This is a genomic window from Pseudomonas mandelii (assembly GCF_002251635.1).
Lineage (GTDB): Bacteria > Pseudomonadota > Gammaproteobacteria > Pseudomonadales > Pseudomonadaceae > Aquipseudomonas > Aquipseudomonas mandelii_B.
This window is the reverse complement of record NZ_NMOJ01000012.1, coordinates 123,640-142,630: the sequence shown is the minus strand read 5'-3', so window position 1 is coordinate 142,630 and position 18,991 is coordinate 123,640. Positions and strand designations below refer to the sequence as shown.

Annotated in this window: 15 protein-coding genes and 1 pseudogene; 3 read left to right on the top strand and 13 right to left on the bottom strand. The window is 60.0% G+C overall.

Annotated features, from left to right (window positions below):
- Window positions 1–297 precede the first annotated feature (297 nt).
- Window positions 298–1,187: pseudogene (locus B7L09_RS02165) on the top strand (site-specific integrase).
- 10 nt (window positions 1,188–1,197) lie between these two features.
- Here the strand turns inward: B7L09_RS02165 and B7L09_RS02160 are convergent.
- The 10 genes from B7L09_RS02160 to B7L09_RS02115 form a co-directional block, all read right to left on the bottom strand.
- Window positions 1,198–2,268, bottom strand: a complete 1,071-nt coding sequence (locus tag B7L09_RS02160; RefSeq protein ID WP_094467515.1) for an ABC transporter ATP-binding protein — start codon at window positions 2,266–2,268, stop codon at window positions 1,198–1,200.
- Window positions 2,265–3,863: an ABC transporter permease gene (locus tag B7L09_RS02155; protein ID WP_094467514.1), complete on the bottom strand. Its 1,599-nt coding sequence runs from the start codon at window positions 3,861–3,863 to the stop codon at window positions 2,265–2,267. Before B7L09_RS02155 ends, B7L09_RS02160 begins: the two co-directional genes overlap by 4 nt.
- Before the next feature lie 3 nt (window positions 3,864–3,866).
- Window positions 3,867–4,877, bottom strand: coding sequence for an iron ABC transporter substrate-binding protein (locus B7L09_RS02150; protein WP_094467513.1), 1,011 nt, complete (start codon window positions 4,875–4,877; stop codon window positions 3,867–3,869).
- 207 nt (window positions 4,878–5,084) lie between these two features.
- A complete protein-coding gene (locus B7L09_RS02145) occupies window positions 5,085–5,645 on the bottom strand; it encodes a PqiC family protein (protein WP_094467512.1) in 561 nt (186 codons plus the stop codon).
- Window positions 5,646–5,661: 16 nt separating this feature from the next.
- Complete coding sequence (locus B7L09_RS02140; RefSeq protein WP_094467511.1) at window positions 5,662–7,317, bottom strand: PqiB family protein; 1,656 nt, start codon at window positions 7,315–7,317, stop codon at window positions 5,662–5,664.
- Window positions 7,298–7,957 carry a paraquat-inducible protein A gene (locus tag B7L09_RS02135; RefSeq protein ID WP_094467510.1) on the bottom strand — a complete coding sequence of 220 codons (660 nt, stop codon included), beginning with the start codon at window positions 7,955–7,957 and terminating at the stop codon, window positions 7,298–7,300. Before B7L09_RS02135 ends, B7L09_RS02140 begins: the two co-directional genes overlap by 20 nt.
- Window positions 7,954–8,550 carry a paraquat-inducible protein A gene (locus B7L09_RS02130; protein WP_094467509.1) on the bottom strand — a complete coding sequence of 199 codons (597 nt, stop codon included), beginning with the start codon at window positions 8,548–8,550 and terminating at the stop codon, window positions 7,954–7,956. Before B7L09_RS02130 ends, B7L09_RS02135 begins: the two co-directional genes overlap by 4 nt.
- Window positions 8,551–8,760: 210 nt before the next feature.
- On the bottom strand, window positions 8,761–10,053 hold the full coding sequence (locus B7L09_RS02125) for an NAD(P)/FAD-dependent oxidoreductase (RefSeq protein WP_094467508.1): 1,293 nt from the start codon (window positions 10,051–10,053) through the stop codon (window positions 8,761–8,763).
- On the bottom strand, window positions 10,050–11,138 hold the full coding sequence (locus B7L09_RS02120; protein ID WP_094467507.1) for a polyamine ABC transporter substrate-binding protein: 1,089 nt from the start codon (window positions 11,136–11,138) through the stop codon (window positions 10,050–10,052). Before B7L09_RS02120 ends, B7L09_RS02125 begins: the two co-directional genes overlap by 4 nt.
- 147 nt (window positions 11,139–11,285) lie before the next feature.
- Window positions 11,286–12,644, bottom strand: a complete 1,359-nt coding sequence (locus B7L09_RS02115; RefSeq protein WP_094467506.1) for a glutamine synthetase family protein — start codon at window positions 12,642–12,644, stop codon at window positions 11,286–11,288.
- A 161-nt stretch (window positions 12,645–12,805) separates the two neighbouring features.
- Here B7L09_RS02115 and B7L09_RS02110 point away from each other — a divergent pair, with 161 nt between their 5' ends.
- A complete protein-coding gene (locus B7L09_RS02110; protein WP_094467505.1) occupies window positions 12,806–13,720 on the top strand; it encodes a helix-turn-helix domain-containing protein in 915 nt (304 codons plus the stop codon).
- 65 nt (window positions 13,721–13,785) lie between these two features.
- Here B7L09_RS02110 and B7L09_RS02105 read toward each other — a convergent pair whose 3' ends face one another.
- Window positions 13,786–16,173, bottom strand: coding sequence for a DUF3772 domain-containing protein (locus B7L09_RS02105; RefSeq protein ID WP_094467504.1), 2,388 nt, complete (start codon window positions 16,171–16,173; stop codon window positions 13,786–13,788).
- A gap of 222 nt (window positions 16,174–16,395) precedes the next feature.
- On the opposite strand from B7L09_RS02105, the gene B7L09_RS02100 reads away from it, so the two are divergent.
- Window positions 16,396–16,851, top strand: coding sequence for a YMGG-like glycine zipper-containing protein (locus B7L09_RS02100; protein ID WP_094467503.1), 456 nt, complete (start codon window positions 16,396–16,398; stop codon window positions 16,849–16,851).
- Here B7L09_RS02100 and B7L09_RS02095 read toward each other — a convergent pair.
- On the bottom strand, window positions 16,836–17,861 hold the full coding sequence (locus B7L09_RS02095) for a DUF2955 domain-containing protein (RefSeq protein ID WP_094467502.1): 1,026 nt from the start codon (window positions 17,859–17,861) through the stop codon (window positions 16,836–16,838). The two genes, B7L09_RS02100 and B7L09_RS02095, sit on opposite strands and share 16 nt — an antisense overlap.
- Window positions 17,851–18,990: an HlyD family secretion protein gene (locus tag B7L09_RS02090; RefSeq protein WP_094467501.1), complete on the bottom strand. Its 1,140-nt coding sequence runs from the start codon at window positions 18,988–18,990 to the stop codon at window positions 17,851–17,853. Before B7L09_RS02090 ends, B7L09_RS02095 begins: the two co-directional genes overlap by 11 nt.
- Window position 18,991: the final 1 nt, after the last annotated feature.

The window sequence follows — 18,991 nt, the reverse complement described above, 5'->3', positions numbered from 1 at the left end:
GAGTGAGTCGGCAGTTTGAACCAGCGCCAGGCTTGACCCGTCCAAGAAGGTTATGTCCGATTTTGTGAAAGGAACATGAAAAACCGGTCGTTGAATCGTTTATCTGAAAGTCATACAGCCACTGTTCAGACTTCTGCCGTTCATCGCGATTTTTAGAAGAAAAGTCCTACAGAAAATCCCGCTTTATATGAATGATGTTTCAATTGTTAGTTGTTTTTACTGAAGTGTTTCCACTCAAGGCCGTTTCGTTTGATTGACTTAGCTAATACCCATTCTGCTGCTTCGAAGACCAACCCGATGACCGTCTACTTGGCCCGACTGGCGCCCTCCAGTCAGTTGACCATGCGCTACGTTTTGCAGGACGCGGCAGACCGTTTGGGTTTCGAAGACATGAACGTCGAGGAGATTCCCTGGCATCAGCTCCAACCCGACAATGTGATTGCGCTGGTCGCAGCGCTGCGCGAAGACGGGTACGCACCGAATACCTCATCGCTGTACGTCAATGCGGTGCGCGGGGTGATGAACGAAGCGTGGCGCATGAGCCTGATCAGTCAGGAACACCTGCTGAAAATGCGCTCGGTGAAAGGGATTGCCGGTACGCGTTTATCCCAGGGCCGCAACCTCAGGCGCTCGCTGATTCAGGAGATGATGGCGGTGTGTGCCACCGACCCGCGTCCTCAAGGGTTGAGAGACGCAGCCATCATCGGGATTTTGTACGGTTCGGGAATGCGCAAATCCGAGTCGGTGAACCTGGACCTGTCACAGGTGGATTTCAGCGAGCGCAGCTTGCGGGTCACCGCCAAAGGCAACAAACAGTTGATCAAATACGCGCCGGCCTGGGCCTTTGAGAAACTGCAGGCCTGGCTGGAACTGCGCCGTTCGCACCTCAAGGAAGGCGAGGTGGACGACCCGTTCCTGTTCAACCGTATCCGTCGCGGCAGCCACATCACCCGCGAGCGCATCACCAAACATGCGATTTATTACATCGCCCGGCAGCGCGGCCGCAGGTTGGGGTGAAAATCATGCCGCATGATTTTCGGCGCTCGTTCATCACCCGGGTGATCGAAGAGCATGACCTGTCGATCGCGCAGAAACTCGCTCATCACAGCAACATCCAGACCACGGCCAACTACGATGTGCGCGACGACAACGAGCGGCGTCGGGCAGTGGACCGCTTCGATCTCTGATCGACTTGATTCACGGCTCACTCAACACATGGGCATGGCCGATGGTTGATACGTGAACGGCGCTGCCAGCGGGTGGCGCGTACATGCCAGAGCTGCGCACCATCAATGATCGACCGTGCGGGTCGCCGGCGACGGTAGGCTGCAACTCCACGGTCAAGGTGCAGGTATTGCCGCTGAAATCCCGCTCGGTCACCACGGCGCGGCACCCGGCGACTTCGGTCGGACTGGGCTGGATGCTGACCAGTTGCAATTGCTCGGGGCGCAGCATGATCTGCGCCGCATTGTTGTTACGGTGGTTGTTGACCGGAATACGGCCCAGATCGCAATGGGCCCAACCGGCNTCGATCCTGGCGGGCATGACCACGGCCTCGCCGAGAAACAATGCGGTCTGCTCATCGACGGGGTACTGGTACAGGTCCATCGGGTGACCGGACTGCACCAGGCGACCCTGGCGCATCACCGCCAACTGATCGGCGAACGACAGCGCCTCGCTTTGATCGTGAGTCACCAGGATGGTGGTGACGCCGGCGTCGGACAGCAATCGCGCGACCATTTTGCGCATCGCGCCGCGAAGACCGGTATCCAGCGCGGAAAACGGTTCATCGAGCAACATCAGCCGTGGTTGTTGCGCCAAGGCCCGGGCCAGCGCCACCCGCTGTTGCTGACCGCCGGAAAGCTCATGGGGCCAACGTTGGGCCATGCTCGAATCGAGGGCCACGCTGTCCATCAACTCGGCGATTCGCTGTTGCTTCGCGTCGCCTTTGGTTGAAAGCCCGAAACCGATATTGTCGGCCACGGTCATGTGCGGGAACAGCGCGCCGTCCTGCGGCACATACCCGATCTGGCGCTGGTGNGCCGGGACTTCATGGGTGTCGTCCACCAGCGTCTGGCCATTGAGCGACAGCGTGCCAGTGTCCGGGAATTCGAAGCCGGCGATCATCCGCAGCAACGTGGTTTTGCCGGAGCCGGAAGGGCCGACGATCACCGTTCGGCTGCCGGCGGGTACCGACAGGCTGATGTTCTCCAGGGCTTTAAGCGCGCCGTAGGATTTGTAGATCGAATCGAGTTCCAGAGCGTTCATCGGCCAGCCGTTCGTTTGGATTGGTGATAAAGAATTCCGGTCAACGGAAGTGACAGCACAATCATCAGCAAGGCGTAAGGCGCCGCGGCGGCATAGTCGATTTCGCTGGTCAGTGCCCAGAAACCGGTGGCCAGGGTGCGTGTACCGTTGGGGGCGAGCAACAGGGTCGCAGTCAGCTCATTGGTGATCGCCAGAAACACCAGCGCCGCCCCCGCAGCGGCGGCCGGTGCGGCCAGGCGCAGGGTGATCAGCCATAACGCGCGGCCCGGCGAGCGACCGAGGCTGCGGGCCATGTTTTCCAGNTCGACCGGTGCCTGCGCGATGCCAGCACGCAAACTCACCAGGGCGCGGGGCAAAAACATCAGCAGATACGCCAGCAATACCGTGATCGTTGTCTGGTAGATCGGCCTGGCGAAATGGATGGTGATGGTCACCAGTGCCAGCGCGACTACGATCCCGGGCAACGAGCTGGTGATGTAGTTGCAGCTTTCCAGGATGCGCTGCAAGCGCCCCGGCGCCCGAATCGACAGCCAGGCAATCGGGATGGCGGCGCAGGTGGTCAGGACTGCGCCGCAGATCCCCAGCAGCAGGGTTTGTTCCAGCGCCGGCACAAGCTCCGCCCAGTCCCAGACTTGCGGGCCGCCCGCGATCAGCCATCGGCCCAAGGTGATCAGTGGCACACCCAGGGCCAGTGCGCAGGTGGTGAGTTGCAGCATCAAGCCAAGCACGGCGGCTTGAGCGCCCAGGCGCACAATCCGTTGCTCTCGTGCGCTGCCGGAGCCGACCCGGGCGTAACGCGCCGTACCGCGAGCGGCTGATTCGGCGGTCAGCATCACCAGGCAACACAGGGCGAGCACGCTGGCCAGCATATTGGCTGCCGGGCCATTAAAGGTGGATTTGAACTGATCGAAGATCGCAGTGGTGAACGTGTCAAAGCGAATCATCGCGTACAGGCCGTATTCGGCCAGCAGGTGCAGGCCCACCAACAGGGCACCGCCGCAGATGGCCAGGCGCAATTGCGGCAACACCACGCGGAAAAAGATCGCCCAGGGCTTGAGCCCCAACGATTCGGCGACGTCTTCGATCGCCGGGTCGAGACGGCGCAACGTCGCTGCAATCGGCAAGTACAGGAACGGGAAGTAGGCGATGACCGAGACCAGCACCCCGGCAAACANGCCATGAATCGACGGCACCAGGCTGACCCAGGCGTAACTGTGCACGAATGCCGGCACCGCCAGCGGCGCCACCGCCAACAGTGACCACACGCGTCGCCCCGGCAGGTTGGTGCGTTCGGTCAGCCAGGCCAGCGCAATGCCCAGCACAACGCACAGGGGAATGGTGATCATCACCAGCAACACCGTGTTGGTCAGCAACTCGCCGACCCGTGGCCGGAACACCAGCGGCACCAGCGTCGCCCAGCCGGTTTGTATCGACACGCCGATGACGAAGGCTATCGGCATCAACGCCAATAACGAAACCAGCACCGACAAACCGATCACCCACGCGCCACCGCGACCGGCGAAGATGCCACGGGCGCGGCGGCGCAGGTTATCGGGTATCGCGGTGGGGATACCCGTTGGCAGGGTTTCAGGCATCACTTAAAGCAGTCCCGCCTGAGTCATCAGCTCCACCGCTTTTTTGCTGTCGAGTTTCGAAGCATCGACCACAGGGGCGTCGAGCTGCTGCAAAGGCACCAGTTTTGGATTGGATTGAGCGTTTTTACCCACAGCGTATTCAAACGACTTGCCGGTCTTAAGAATCTCCTGGCCGTCCTTGCCGGTGATCCATTTCAGCAGCGCCTGGGCTTGTTCCTTGTGTTTGCTGGACGCCAGAACCCCGCCACCCGAAATGCTGACAAACGCACCGGGATCCTTGTGCTTGAAATAGTGCAATTGGGTGTCCTTGCTGTTTTCGCCGGTCTTGGCCTGGTCGCCGAAGCTGTAGTAGTGGTAGATCACGCCGCTGTCGATCTGCCCGGCATTGACCGCTTTGAGCACCGAGCTGTTGCCGCGATAGGCGGTGAAATTGGTTTTCATCCCTTTGAGCCACTCCAGCGTGGCCGCTTCACCCTTGAGTTCCAGCACGGCCGCGACGATAGCCTGGAAATCGGCACCGGCCGGCGAAGCGCCCCAACGACCTTTCCAGGCGGGAGTCGCAAGCTCCATCAGCGATTTTGGCAGGTCGGCTTCGGGCAGCTTGCTCGGGTTATAGACAAACACCGTTGAGCGCGCGGCGATCCCGACCCATTTGCCGTGGGCCGGACGATAAGCCGCATCGATTTGCTCCAGCGTGGTCGGCGCAACCGGCGCGAACAGCCCGGCGTTGTCCACCAGCACCATGGCCGGGGAGTTCTCGGTGAGGAACACGTCAGCCGGGGAGGCCGCGCCTTCCTGCACGATCTGGTTGCCCATCTCGGTGTCGTCGCCGTTGCGTATGGTCACCGGAATCCCGGTTTCCTGGGTGAAGCCCTCGACCCAGGCTTTGGTCAGACTTTCGTGCTGTGCGTTGTAGACCACGATGCCGTCGTCAGCGGCAAACACCTGCCCGGTGCTGAGCAGTGCAGTGGCCAGCAAGGCTGTTTTGAGGAAGGAAGGAATAGGGGTGATCATTATGTTTGGCAGCTCCTGTTCTTTTTAGAGACATGCACGTGAATTCGATGGCCAATCAATGCGAACCATTTGCATGTTTTTAGTCGCAGGGAATGTAGAGATCAAAATGAGAAAAAAACGTCAAAGAAACCGTTAATACATGTCATTTTCATTCAGATTAGCAGCACCTTGGCCCCTTGCCCGATGGATCTGAATCAAACCATGTCATCACGGGCTCGATGGGCAGCCTTTCGATGTTCCGCCGGCGGCCTGACTGATCGCTGCGGCCAGACGCTTGACGTTGTTCTGATGGGCCACCACCAATTCATCAATGGTGGGGCCTGAAGGGGTCTGCAACGTGCTGCGGCAGGTCACCAGCGTGGTATCGCTCTCGCCGAAGTTACGCAGGCGCCATTTGACGTCGATCAATGCGTATTGGCCTGGAACCGAGTCGAAGCGTTGCACATCCAGGCGCACGGACAGTTTGCGCTGAGGATTGGTGTTGAGCAGTTGATCGACCAAGGCGCTGCGCAATTCATCCACCAGGCTCGCGGCCCACCATTGGGTTTCGAGTATCGCGAGGCCGCTGTTGCCCTGGCGGATAACGATCTGCGGACGATCGACCTGGGGCGGCACACTGAGGCTTTCAATCTGGATCTCCGCAACACCGCCTCTGGATTGATTACCCAATTGCGCCGGAATCAGGGTGTGAAACTGAATCGGATCACTGCGGCAAGCGGTGAGCAGTAACAGCGCGGTGACCAAGGTGATCTTTTGCGGAAAAGCCATGGTGTTGCTCCTGTGGTCAGTTGCGCGGTGGCGCCTGCAGATCCATCGGTGCGGCGTTGTTGGGGCGGCCGCGAATCAGCGACTCCGGATGTCGGCCGAGGTAGTCCGACAGTTCGCGCAAGGAGCGCGACATGCGCGCCAGTTCATCCAGGGTCTGGGTCAGTTGTTCGCGTTGCGGCGAGTCGTCGGCCAGGGTCGAGTTGGCCGATTGCAGCGTCTTGCTCACGTCGCCCAGCGTGGCCTGTACACCGGGCAGGGTTTTGGCGTTGAACTGGGCGAGCCCTTTGCGCAGTTCGACCAGGCTGCTGTCGAGGTTACCCGCAATGCGCTCGACGGGCAGTTGGTTGAGCTTGTTGACGATGCCTTCGAGTTTTTCCTGCAGTTGTTCCAGGTTGCCGGGAATGGTCGGAATACTGACCGGACGGGCGCTCGGATCGAACACGACTTTCTCGGCCTTGGGGTAGAAATCCAGCGCGATGTACAGCTGACCAGTCAACAGATTGCCGCTGCGGGCCTGGGCGCGCAGACCGTTTTCGATAAAGGAGCCCATCAGGCGCACGCCTGCGGCTTCATCATTGGGATCATGATTCAGCACCTTGAGCATTTTGGTGTGGGCCAGACCCAGGCGTTGCGGGTAGATCATGATGCCGACGTTGATCGGAAAGCTGCGTTTCTTCGCATCGTAATCCAGGTTGATCGACACCACTTTGCCGAACTCGACGCCGAGGAACTCCACCGGTGCACCGACTTTGAGGCCACGCAGGGCCTGGTCGAATCGCAGGCTCAAGTATTGGCCTTTGCCACTGGGCGGGGCGAGGGCGGTTTGCTGGTCGGGGAACAGTTCATAGGCATACTCTTCTGCCGCCGGTTTATCGTTGGGGCTGTACTCCGGCGCGCGGAAGGCGATGCCGCCCACCAGCAGCGATGACAGCGACTCGGTTTTAAGCGCGAAGCCATTGGCGCCGACGCTCAGGTCAATACCACTGGCGTTCCAGAATCGCGTGTTTTCGGTGACATACACATCATTGGGCGCATGNATGAACAGGTCGATGTTCACGCCTTTGCCGTCGTCATCCAGCTCATAGGCCACCACCTGGCCGACCGGAATTTTGCGGTAATACACTGGCGAGCCGATATCCAGCGAACCCAGGCCCTGGGTATGCAGGGTAAAACGTTTGCCCGGTTCGCCATAGGTGATGGGCGGCGGGTTTTCCAGGCCTTTGAACTGTTTTGCGCGGGTGTCGGACTGGCCGATATCGGCACCGATGTAGTCGCCGGACAGCAAGGTGTCGATGCCGGACACGCCACCGGCGCCGATGCGCGGGCGGACAACCCAGAATTTTGAGTCTTCTCGGGTGAAGCTTTCCGCCTGCTTGGCCAGCTTGATCGTGGCGTTGACACTCTTCTGGTCGCTGCTCAGTTCCACGTCCGAGACCTGCCCGATCACCACATTGCGGTATTTGACCTCGGTTTTGTTGGCAGTAAGGCCGCTGCCGGTATTGAACGTGACGGTGATGGTCGGGCCTTCCTGCATCATGCTGTGGACCACCAGGGAAATGCCCACCAGTACCGCGATGATGGGCACGATCCAGACCAGCGAAACGCTGAAACGACGAGTCTTGATTGGGGCCTGGCCAGGGGCTTGCGGCCCGTCAGTGGCTTGCGACTTCATCCATGTCCTCCTCGGTGTGTGAGTTTTTATCCTGCCCGTTATCCCAGATCAGACGCGGGTCGAAACTCATCGCTGCCAGCATGGTGAACACGACCACCAGGCCAAAAAACAGAATGCCCGGGCGCGGCTGGATATCGGCCAGGGCTTGAAACTTCACCAGTGAGGCCACCAGGGCTACCACGATCACATCGAGCATGGACCAGTAACCGATGACCTCGACGAATCGGTACAGCTTTGATCGCTCTTTGCGCGCCCACAGGCTGTTGCGATGCACCGTAATCAGCAACAGCNTCAACGACACGAACTTGATCCCCGGCACTGCAATGCTGGCGATGAAAATGATCAGAGCAATGTCCCAGGCGCCGTGCTGCCAGAACTCCAGTACGCCACTCATGATGGTGCTGTCGGCGCCGTTGCCGACCATTTTTGTGTTCATCACCGGCAGCAGATTGGCCGGGACGTAAAACACCAGGGAGGTCAGCAGGTAGGCCCAGGTGCGGGTCAGCGAGTTGCTTTTGCGGTGATGCAACGGCGCGCCGCAGCGCTCGCATTCGTCGGGATTGAGGGTCGTGTCACAGGCCAGTCCGCAACTGTGGCACAGGCACAGGTTGAGTTCGCTGGCGACCGGCGGCCTTGTCATAAGGTGTCCCACAGATCGCGAACATCGCGCCCGGCGATGCGGATCATCATCAGGCTGAGCACGGCCAGGGCAAACAGACCGATGCCGGGCAGCACATCCAGCAACCCGGCGAGTTTGATCACCGCGACCATTGCCCCCAGCAGGCAGACTTCGAGCATGCTCCAGGGCCGCAGGGTTTCCAGCCAGCGCATGCAGAACCTGAAACCGGGCGAACGCCGGGAGGCGAGGGCATAGCTCAGCACCCAAATCAGCAGCAACAGCTGGAAGATCGGCGCGATGATCATCGCGATGGCCGCCACCAACGCAATAAAGGTGATCGGCCCCAGGCTCAATGCAACCACCGAATCCCACAGGGTCGCGCTGTTTTTCAAGCCTTGCAGGCTGATGCTCATCACCGGGTAGAAGTTGGCGAAAATCCACAACATCAACGCCGTCCAAGTCAACGCCAGGCGTTGTTCCACTGTCAGGCCGTTATAGCGCTGNAATACGCCGGCGCAGCGTGTGCACAGGGCTTTTTGATGTTTGGCGAGCGTGACCTTTTCATACACACAGTCGCAGTGCTCGCAGATGATCAGTTGGTCAGTCGTAGCCATAGGCCGCACTCGCCAGGACGCAGGAAAGTCAGAGCACCTCCTCAATATAGAAGTGCCTTGCGATTGAGCAAATCGAAAGGCTTAAACAACTGATTTACAGCGTTATCGTTCATCGCGGGCGAGCCCGCTCCCACAAGGATCGTCGTTGATCACAAAGTCCTTGTCCGCTGCAGATCCTGTGGGAGCGGGCTTGCTCGCGAAAGTGGCCTGTCAGCCAACCAGTTCGCGCAGGCGGTACCAGAACATGCCCAGCGCCAGCAACGGCGAGCGCAGCATCGGCCCGCCGGGAAAGGTCATGTGCGGCACGGCGCTGAACACGTCGAACCCTTGACTGTGCCCGGCGTGAATCGCTTCACCCAACAGTTTCGCGCACCAATGCGTGACGTTCAGTCCATGCCCGGAATACCCCTGGGCGTAGAACACGTTCGGGTGCTGACTCAAGCGTCCGACCTGCGGAAAACGATTGGCCGAGATGCCGATGCGACCGCCCCATTGATAGTCGATGCGCGCATCGCGCAGTTGCGGGAAGACCTTGAGCATCTGCGGGCGCATGTACGCCGTGATGTCGGCCGGATCGCGCCCGGAATAATGGCAGGCACCGCCGAACAACAGGCGTCGATCAGCGGAAAGCCGGTAGTAATCCAGGCCGACTTTCTGGTCGCACAACGCCAGGTTCTGCGGGATCAATTGCGCGGCAACCTCAGGTGCCAACGGCTCGGTGGCGATGATGTAGCTGCCGGCCGGGAGCACCTTCCCGCTGAGTTTCGGTTCGAGTTCTTCAAGGTGCGCGTTGCAGGCCAGCACAAGACTGCCCGCGCGCACCGTGCCACCGGCACACCTAACCTGCACCGTGCTGCCATGGATCAACTCCAGAACCGGGCTCTGCTCAAAGATCTGCACGCCGAGGGAGTGCGCCAGCTTTGCTTCGCCCAGTACCAGATTGAGCGGATGCAAATGGCCCGAGCCCATGTCGACCAGACCACCGGCATAGCCCCCTGAATCCACCACTTGCTGACGGATCTGCTCAGGCCCGACCAGACGGGTTTCGTGGGCATAACCTGATTCGGCCAGACTTTCCTGCTCAACCTTGAACGCCGCGAATTGCGCCTTGGTGTTGGCCAGCTCGCAGAACCCCCAGCGCAGGTCGCACTCAATCCCGTGTTCACGGATGCGATTGCCCACCAGTTCCACCGATTCGATCCCCGCACGCTCCAGATAGCGCACGCCGTCCTCACCGATGTAACGGGTGAAACCGCTGACATCGTGGCCAATACCGCGGATCAACTGCCCGCCGTTGCGCCCGCTGGCGCCCCAGCCAATGCGCCGGGCCTCCAGCAGGATCACCGAAAGCCCGCGCTGAGCCAGTTCAATGGCGGTGTTGACCCCGGTGAAACCACCGCCGATCACGCAGACATCGGCCACAAGGTCCGAGGTCAGCGTGGGGTAGGGCGTCAGGCCATTGGCGGTGGCCGCGTAATAGGAATGAGCGTGTTCGTTATTCATTTGTTGGACTTCACTTTGCTCCAGGAACGGGTCATCAGTCGCATGATCGCCTGGGGCGGGGTGGTCGAAATGTAGAGTTTGTCGAGGACTGCCTGCGGCGGATAAACCTCAGGGTTGTTCACCAGTTCCGCGTCCATGTATTCCTTGGCGGCGGGGTTCGGGTTGGCGTAGCCGACCGAGGCGCTGACCTTGGCNATCACCTCAGGGTCGAGCAGGTAGTTGATAAAGGCGTGGGCTTCTTTCGGGTTGGTGGCGTCCGCGGGAATGGCCAGCAGGTCGAACCACAGGTTGGAGCCTTCCTTGGGAATCGCGTACGCGATATTCACGCCGTTCTTGGCTTCCTTGGCGCGGTTGGCGGCCTGGAATACGTCNCCCGAATAGCCGAAGGCCACGCAGATGTCGCCGTTGGCCAGGTCCGACACATATTTGGAGGAATGGAAATAGGTGATGTAAGGCCGGATGCTCAACAGCTTGGCTTCGGCTTTNTTGTAGTCCTCGGGGTTCTCGCTGCGCGGGTCTTTGCCCATGTAGTTGAGGATCGCCGGGAACAGCTCGTCCGCCGAATCGAGGAACGCCACGCCGCACTNGNNCAGTTTCTTGATGTTTTCCGGTTCGAACAGCACCGCCCAGGAATCGATATGGTCGACGCCCAGCACCTGCTTGACCTTGTCGACGTTATAGCCGATGCCGTTGGTGCCCCACAGGTACGGCACCGAATGGGCGTTGCCCGGATCGTTTTGCTCCAGCAGCTTGAGCAACTTGGGGTCGAGGTTCTTGAAGTTCGGCAACTGCGAGCGGTCCAGCTTGAGGAACGCGCCGGCTTTCACCTGGCGCGCCAGAAAGTGGTTGGACGGCACCACCACGTCATAACCCGTGCGCCCCGCGAGAAGCTTGCCNTCCAGGGTTTCGTTGGAATCGAAGACGTCGTAAATCACCTTGATCCCGGATTTGGCCTGGAAGTCGGCGAGGGTGGTTTCGCCGATGTAATCGGTCCAGTTGTAGACGCTGACGGTGGGCTGAGCCTGGGCAACGGCACTGAAGAACACGGCCAGCGCGGCCGGAACCATGGATTTCAATAGACGCATATCGACACCTCTTATTGTTTTGTTTGTGATCGTTCCCACGCAGAGCGTGGGACCGATCATGAAGGGAGTGCACTGCTGAACGCCGCCACCAGAGCCAGCGGGAGAAGCTTTTTCACAAGACGCATATCGACACCCCTTTTAGTTTTTTTAGACGCTCAACAGCAGGAACTCACGCTCCCAGGAACTGATCACCCGCTTGAAATTCTCATGCTCGGCGCGTTTGACCGCGACGTAGCCGCGCACGAACTTGTCGCCCAGGTACTGCTTGACCGTGTCGCAGTCCTCCATCCGTGCCAGCGCATCTTCGAGGGTGAACGGCAGGCGCAGGTTGCGGCGTTCATAGGCACGGCCTTCCACCGGCGCGCTCGGGTCGATCTGTTCGATCATGCCCAGGTAGCCACACAACAAACTCGCCGCGATTGCCAGGTAGGGGTTGGCATCTGCGCCCGGCAGGCGGTTTTCCACGCGCATCGCGTCGGGGCTGGAGGTCGGCACGCGCAAGCCGACGGTGCGGTTTTCTTCGCCCCACTCGACATTAACCGGCGCCGAGGTGTCCGGCAGGAAGCGACGGAATGAGTTCACATTGGGAGCGAACATCGGCAGCAGCTTGGGGATGTACTTTTGCAGGCCGCCGATGTGGTGCAAAAACAGTTGGCTCATCTTGCCGTCGGCGTCGACGAATACCGGCTGACCGGTGGCGATGTCGACCACGCTCTGGTGGATGTGCATGGCGCTGCCGGGCTCGTCGCCAATCGGCTTGGCCATGAAGGTGGCCGCCACGTTGTGCTTGAGCGCGGCTTCGCGCAGGGTGCGTTTGAACACGGTGATCTGGTCGGCCAGGTCAAGGGCGTCGCCGTGACGGAAGTTGATTTCCATCTGCGCCGGGCCGTCCTCGTGGATCAGCGTGTCGAGGTCCAGGCCCTGGAGTTCGCACCAGTCGTAGACGTCTTCGAACAGCGGGTCGAATTCGTTGGCGGCGTCGATGGAAAACGACTGGCGCCCGGTTTCAGCCCGGCCGGAACGGCCCAGNGGNGTTTTCAGCGGCAAGTCCGGGTCTTCGCAGCGCTGGGTCAGGTAGAACTCCATTTCCGGCGCGACAATCGGCTGCCAGCCCTGATCGGTATAGAGCTGCAGGACTTTTTTCAGCACGTTGCGCGGCGACAACTCGATGGGGTTGCCCAGCTTGTCGAAGGTGTCGTGGATCACGATGGCCGTAGGCTCGATGGCCCACGGCACCACGTACGTGGCGTTGGACACCGGGCGGCAGATCATGTCGATGTCGGCCGGGTCGAGCAGGTCGTAGTAGATATCGTCGTCGACAAAGTCCCCGGTCACCGTTTGCAGCAACACACTTTCCGGCAGGCGCATGCCTCGCTCATGCAGGAACTTGTTGGTGGGCGCAATCTTGCCGCGTGCGATGCCAGTCAAATCACTGATCACGCATTCGACTTCGGTAATCTTGTGTTCTTTCAGCCACGTGAGGAGCTGATCGAAAGGGGCATTCATAAAGACCTCGTTATTGGTTTTTTTAACGCCGGGGAGGATGGTTTCATCCACCACACACTTCCCCTGAGACGCGTTGACGACTATCTTGGGCGAGCCTTGCGGTTCCATCTATCCACTTTCAGCAGCACCAAAACGCACCAAACGAGTGCGTAAGGTCATTCATGTCAGCGTCCAGTCCAATACAGGTTCAAGCGTTCAACACCGACGATGTCGCCGCGCAGATCCGCGCCACGCCGGGTTGGGTCCAGCATTACCAGCAAATGTCGCCGGGGCATTTCGCCGGGCGCGTGCGCTATCTGGACTTGCAAGGCGTGGAGATTTACGAAGAGCAGATGAACACCCGGGTCGAACAGAATTTCAGTGCGCCCGAGGGGTCGCTGGCGTTCTGTTTCGACNGCAGCGACAACGCGCTCTACATGCTCAATGGCGAAAGCCGCAACACCTGGATCACTCCGGAGAATTACCGTGAAGTGGCCGTCGTGTTCGGTCCGGAATTCGTCCAGCGTCACGGTTTGAATGTCGCGCGGCTCGAAGGCTTGTTCATGTCGCCGCTGAACTCGGGGCAGAACGCATTGTTCAGTCGCTGGTTGAGCGGCACCTTGACCCGGCTCGCCGAAACGCTCGACCCACCCAGCAAAGAAGCGCTGACTCAGCAACTGCTCGAAGACTGCCTGTACATCCTCGACAACGCCTGCGTGTGCCTCGATCACGGCGGCCTGCAGCGCCGCACCGAAGAACGCGCGGTGATGAAACGCATTGGTGAATGGGCCGCCGATTCACCGGAAGAATCCCTCAACCTGCTGGAGCTTTCCCAAGTGGCCGGGGTTTCACTGCGTCAGTTGCAGCACGCGTTCAAAGCCTTCACGGGTATGACGCCGACCCATTGGCTGCGCCTGCGCCGCCTCAACAGCGCACACCGCGAATTGCTCGCGCGAACGCCGAATGACACGACCGTTGCCGAAGTGGCGATGAATTGGTCGTTCTGGCATTTGGGGCGGTTTTCGAGCAGTTATCGGGCGTTGTTCAAGGAACTGCCGAGTGAAACGCTCAAGCGCCATCACCCGTGCAGGACGTGATTCGCGAATTCCAACTCGCCGACTTGGCGCTGCATCCTTCCTGAAAGGCCGGCTTCTGTCGTTGTTCAAACCGTGGGTGCAGGTTTGGCCAGTTCAATACCCGCCGCACCCAACCGTTTGAGGATTTCAAACAGCAGATCGCTTTTGGTCGTGCCGACGATTCTCGGGCTGCTGACGTAGCCCGTGACCGTCAGCGTGATGCCTTCGGGGGTCAGTTTGCTGAACCGGACGAAGGTAGCCGGTTTGTCGAGGATGGTTTCGTTCTCGCGGTACGTGTCGTACAGCAGGTTTTGAACTTGCTCCGGATCGATGTCCAGCGGGAACATCAGCTCCAGTGTCGCCACCCCTTGTGCGCTGCCGCCAAGGGTGACGTTGCGCAGGTTTTGCGATATCAGTTGCGAGTTAGGCACGATGACGATCGAGCGGTCACTGAGTTGTATTTCGGTGGCCCTGACGTTGATGCGGCGGATGTCGCCTTCGACGCCGCTGATGCTGATCAGGTCGCCGACCTTGACCGGCCGTTCGGTCAGGAGAATCAGCCCGGAGACGAAGTTCTTGACGATTTCCTGCAAGCCGAAGCCGATCCCCACCGACAGGGCGCTGACAATCCACGCCAGGTTGGTCCACTGGATGCCCAGGGATGACAACGTCAGCAGAATCACCAGGGCGTAGCCGATGTTGGCGAACAGTGTGCTGAGGGAGGCACACATGCCGGGGTCCATGTCGGTCTTGGGCAGGAACTCGTTATCCAGCCATCGGCGCAATGAGCGAATCAGGTAGATGCCGATGAACAGGGCCAGCAGCGCATTCAGCAAATGGCCCGGGATGATATTGAGTTTGCGCAGACCATCGCCGCCGAGGATCGCGAACATCTGGGTGAACAATTGCCCCAGAGTCGTGCCGACGCCACCGACAAACAGTGAAATCACCGCCAGCAGCAATAACCCGGCGCGACCGACACCGGACAGAATGATCGACACTTGCTCAAGGCGTACATCACCGATCCCGAGCAATTGTTTTAGCGCCTTGCCGCTGGGGCTCTTGGATGAAAACAGGTACTCACAGCTGTCTTTGAGCAACTGAGTCAACAAGTAGAAGCCCGACAGGATGATAAATCCCCAGACCAATTGGTACGTGATGAACCGTGCCAGGGAGATGTAGCCGATCAGCAGCGCAAGCAGCGATACAACCGTCGCAATGCCGGCCAACGAATAAATCAGGCCAGCGAGGGTGGTACTCGATTCGGGTGCTTCCCCGGTGGCCGCAACGGCTCTTCTGACGTTGCTGGCACGCCGGAACAACGTGCCGATAATCAGCGTGACCACCAGCGCGATCAGACCCCGGCCAAAGAGAATGGCAGGGGGACTCATGCCGGTGACGTTGGTGATTTGTGTCAGGCTCACCAAAATCAGCAGCGCGACGGCCAGTATTCTGGGGAAGGGCTGGATCGCCAGCGCCACGGGATCAGCGATCGCCGGCAGTCGCCAGGAAGGATGTCGGGTCGACAGCAGCGCCCGGCTCAGACCGGTAATCAGGATGCAGACATAGATGACTTTTTCGAATTCATCGGCAAAGTTCTGAATCAATGGCGACAACGGTAATTGCCTAGTGAGCGCATAAAACAGCAATTGCATTGCAAAAGCAGTGGTCAGCACCGTGGCCACGACAGAGGCCAGTGCGAGCGAGCTTCGACGTAAACGTCCTTCCGGCATTCGATGAATACACACCCAGGTCAGTCCGCGCTCGGCGAGTCTTCGGCCCCAGGAACCAATCCCCAGGGCCAGCACGATCAATGCGGCGGCAAACAGTCGCTCGCCAGGTTGCCAGGCGGCCTTGATTGCGCTGGAAGCCTGCTGGATGAATTCGCTTAGCCGCTGGCGGTCGTCCTTCAGCGGATTAAATAACGGCGCCCAGAACCCAGGCCCCAGGACACTGCCGCTGCGCAGCGTGACTTCGGATTCCAGCAGGCTGCGGCGAATGCCGGCAATTTGGATGATGAGGCCGGCTGCATTGTTTCTGAGGGCTGTCAGGGTTTTCAGGCTGGAATCGACTTTGGTCTTTTGCTCGGAGAGATAGGCTCTTTGCGTCGAGATATCCGATTTCTCTGACGCCACATCGTCGAGTGATACCGGGCCCAACACATCAAGTTGGGCTTGCAGTTGCTTCTGTTCGGGCAGCAGCGATGACTGCAAGCTGTCCACATCGTTGATAAACGACTGGACGGCGTCTTGCAGGCCGACCATTTGGGTGAGGTTATTGGCCAGCGAAATCTGTTGTTTGATTCGGTCAAGCCGGATTTGCAGCTCTTGCAGATCACTCTGGGAGATGGCAAACGACGAAGTACCCGACGTAATACCTGGAGCCGGCGGTATGTCGGCGGCCGACAGCGCTCCGCCACTGGTTGCAAGCAGCGTGAGCACGACGAACATCATTGACTTCAATGCATTACGCATAGGCGTGCTCGACTCTGTGGTGGGTCGCTCAACCTATGAGGTTAGGCCATCACGCCAAAACGATCGAAAAGAATCATGTTCACCACCTGGATCAGGCAGTACCGCGCTGGGGGAACGTGCCGGGTGATCTACACTTCTTGTTGCCGAATCAAGCCCGGAAGCAGTCATCAGCGGTCTACCACCCGTGTTCTTGCCGAGTGACGGGCTGCGTTGGAGGTCATTATGAGCAAGGTGTCATCCATCGGCCTGAGCATCGCATTGGCGGTTGCGTGTACCCAGGGTTGGGCTGCAACGGTTGTTCCGATGAAAGGGCAGAGTTCGCAACAGACCCAGTTGGACATCAATGAATGCAATAGCATCGCCGCCAGTCAGACCGCGTCGACCGCACCGCCTGCTTCCGGAGGGCGATTGCGCGGTGCTGCCGTGGGGGCCGCCGCGGGCTCGGCCGGGGCCGAAGTGCGCGGGCGTCAGCATGACGAGTTTTATGATCGCGTCGACGACGACACGAAGCAGGACTATCGACAGAACCGCGCCAAAGAGACGGCCGCTGCCGGCGCTGTGGTCGGCGGTTCGCGTCAGCGTCAAGAGCGCCGGGCGCAGCAGAAAACCAGCGCCGCGAACACCTCGACGGCGTACACCAGTTGCCTGCAAGGCAAGGGTTATCAGGTTAATCCCTGAGCTTTTCGCGGCCGCTGCTCGAGCAGATAAACCATCAGGCAGGCATAGAGCGTGACGGCGAGGAACAAGCCCATGCGCACCGCAAACGCCGTGTACACGTCCTTGCCCGCGAGGCTGTCCTGAACCGATTGGCCCAACAGGATAATCAGCGTGATCAGGGTGTTGAGCCAGAACCCCGGGCTGAACCGGGTCGGGCTCAAGGCATAGAGTTTGCGCGCCAGTACCAAACCGAACAGCAGCATCCACAAATAGAACATCCACAGGTGCACAAACAGGCTGAGGGCGCTCCAGAACAGGATTGCCAGCAGGCCTGCGAGCAAGGTCGAACCGACGAGTTCGCGACCGGCGGTGTGGGCATTGGTCGTGGAGCTTTGCTGACCCAGGCTGACGGCTTTGAGGATGATCGGCAGGTAACCGGCCGGGTCGATCAATGCCAGCAGGAACGTCGGCAATACGATCAGGGTTGCACGCAGCGCCACCCGACTGACTTCTTCGGCGGGCAAAGTTGGCGCGGGCGGCGGCGAAGGAGCGTTGGGTGGATCCGGGAACAATCCATGACTGAGCGCCACGACCGCAACGGCGAGCAGCAAGCCCTTGACCAGGGCACCGATAACCATCGCCGCCAGATCGAACTCGGCAACGCCGGCCGAGGAAATCATCGTCAGGCCAATCACCAGAAAGGTCACGATCAGCGCGTTGCCTCCGCGCAGACCGAAACGGAACACCAGGAACAGACTCAAGCCGACCAGCAGCACGCCGCTGACGGGGTAATAACGCAGGATCGGGATCAACAACAGGCCGAGGCCCGTGGTCAACATCGCGGCCAGTGCGAGCACCACGGCTGCCTTGAACGGCAACGGGCGGTTGATCGAAGCCAGCAGGATCAGGCACAGCACCGGCGCCAGAAAGGGAATTGGCAACCCGAGACCGAAGCTGGCAGCGAGACACAATGCTGTGCCAGTGGCCAGGCGTAATGCGCGTTGTTCCCGAGGCGTGCGTTTAGTAGGCATAGCTCAGCCAGCTCATGAATCCCACAAACAACCGACCCAACGGGTTCAACAGGTTACCTTGAGTCGGGAAGGCCATGACTTCGGCCTGCCCGCCAGCACGGATGGCGCGGCTGTCACGCAAGGCTTTTCGGGCGTCTTCGGAGAACTCGATAATCACCGGAAAACGCTGGGCCGGTCGCAGCCAGTCACGGCTGTTCTGCACACTGGGTAAGGTGCCAGGCGCGGGTGTCTGTCCGACACTGACTCCATATCCGACACTGCGCACGCGTCCGTCGAACACTTTGCCTGGGAGCGCATCCAGGACGATCGCCACGGGCGTGTCGACTTTCACCAGACCGAGGTTGTTTTCAGTCATGTCCGCGCTGATCCAGACATCGTGGATGGCAATCAGGGTCATGACCGGGCCACCGGCCGCGGCGAACTGCCCGGCGTCGGTGCGCAGGTCGGTGATCAGCCCCGCCGAACGGGCGCGAATCTGCGTGTTGGACAGATCCAGCTCGGCTTTCGACAGCGCCGTGGCGGCGCTACGCAGCAGCGCGTTGTCTTCTTCGCTGCCGCCTTCTTGCTCGCGCGCACGTTGCACTTCAGCGCGAGCGGCCGCAACCTGGCTGACCGCCTGTTCACGGTTGGCGCGAGACACTTCGAGCAGGCGCACGGAAATGGTTCCGGGGTCTTCGCGGTACAAGCCTTCCAAGCGTTGATTGTCCTGTTTCGCCTTGAGTTCGTTGGCCTGGGCCGCGCGCAAGTTGGCTTGCGCCGAAGCGATGCCGGCGGTGCTGGCGCCGATCTGCCGACGGGTCGATTCAAGGTCTGCGCGGGCGCGGTCGACGGCAATCTTGTACGGCTGCGGGTCCACTTCGAACAGCACGTCTCCCGCCTGGACGTCCTGATTGTTGCGCACGTTGACGCGGATCACCCGGCCGGCGACTTCCGAGGCGACCGGAATGACAAAGGCACCCACACGGGCTTGTTGCGTATAGGGCGTGAAACGGTCGGCCGTCAGGTACCACGCCAGGCTCAGGAGGATCAGGAGCAGCACCCATTTGATACCTTTTTTCGCCGGGTCGGCGGCAGGCTCAGGAGGCTTGGGGGAGGGCGCCTCGGGGACAGGCTGCGCGGCTTCACTCATG

Excerpts from the sequence above, each read along its gene's own strand:
- B7L09_RS02150 (WP_094467513.1), bottom strand. The coding sequence starts at position 4,877 with ATGATCACCCCTATTCCTTCCTTCCTCAAAACAGCCTTGCTGGCCACT.
- B7L09_RS02145 (WP_094467512.1), bottom strand. The coding sequence starts at position 5,645 with ATGGCTTTTCCGCAAAAGATCACCTTGGTCACCGCGCTGTTACTGCTC.
- B7L09_RS02125 (WP_094467508.1), bottom strand. The coding sequence starts at position 10,053 with ATGAATAACGAACACGCTCATTCCTATTACGCGGCCACCGCCAATGGC.
- B7L09_RS02105 (WP_094467504.1), bottom strand. The coding sequence starts at position 16,173 with ATGCGTAATGCATTGAAGTCAATGATGTTCGTCGTGCTCACGCTGCTT.
- B7L09_RS02100 (WP_094467503.1), top strand. The coding sequence starts at position 16,396 with ATGAGCAAGGTGTCATCCATCGGCCTGAGCATCGCATTGGCGGTTGCG.
- B7L09_RS02095 (WP_094467502.1), bottom strand. The coding sequence starts at position 17,861 with ATGCCTACTAAACGCACGCCTCGGGAACAACGCGCATTACGCCTGGCC.
- B7L09_RS02090 (WP_094467501.1), bottom strand. The coding sequence starts at position 18,990 with ATGAGTGAAGCCGCGCAGCCTGTCCCCGAGGCGCCCTCCCCCAAGCCT.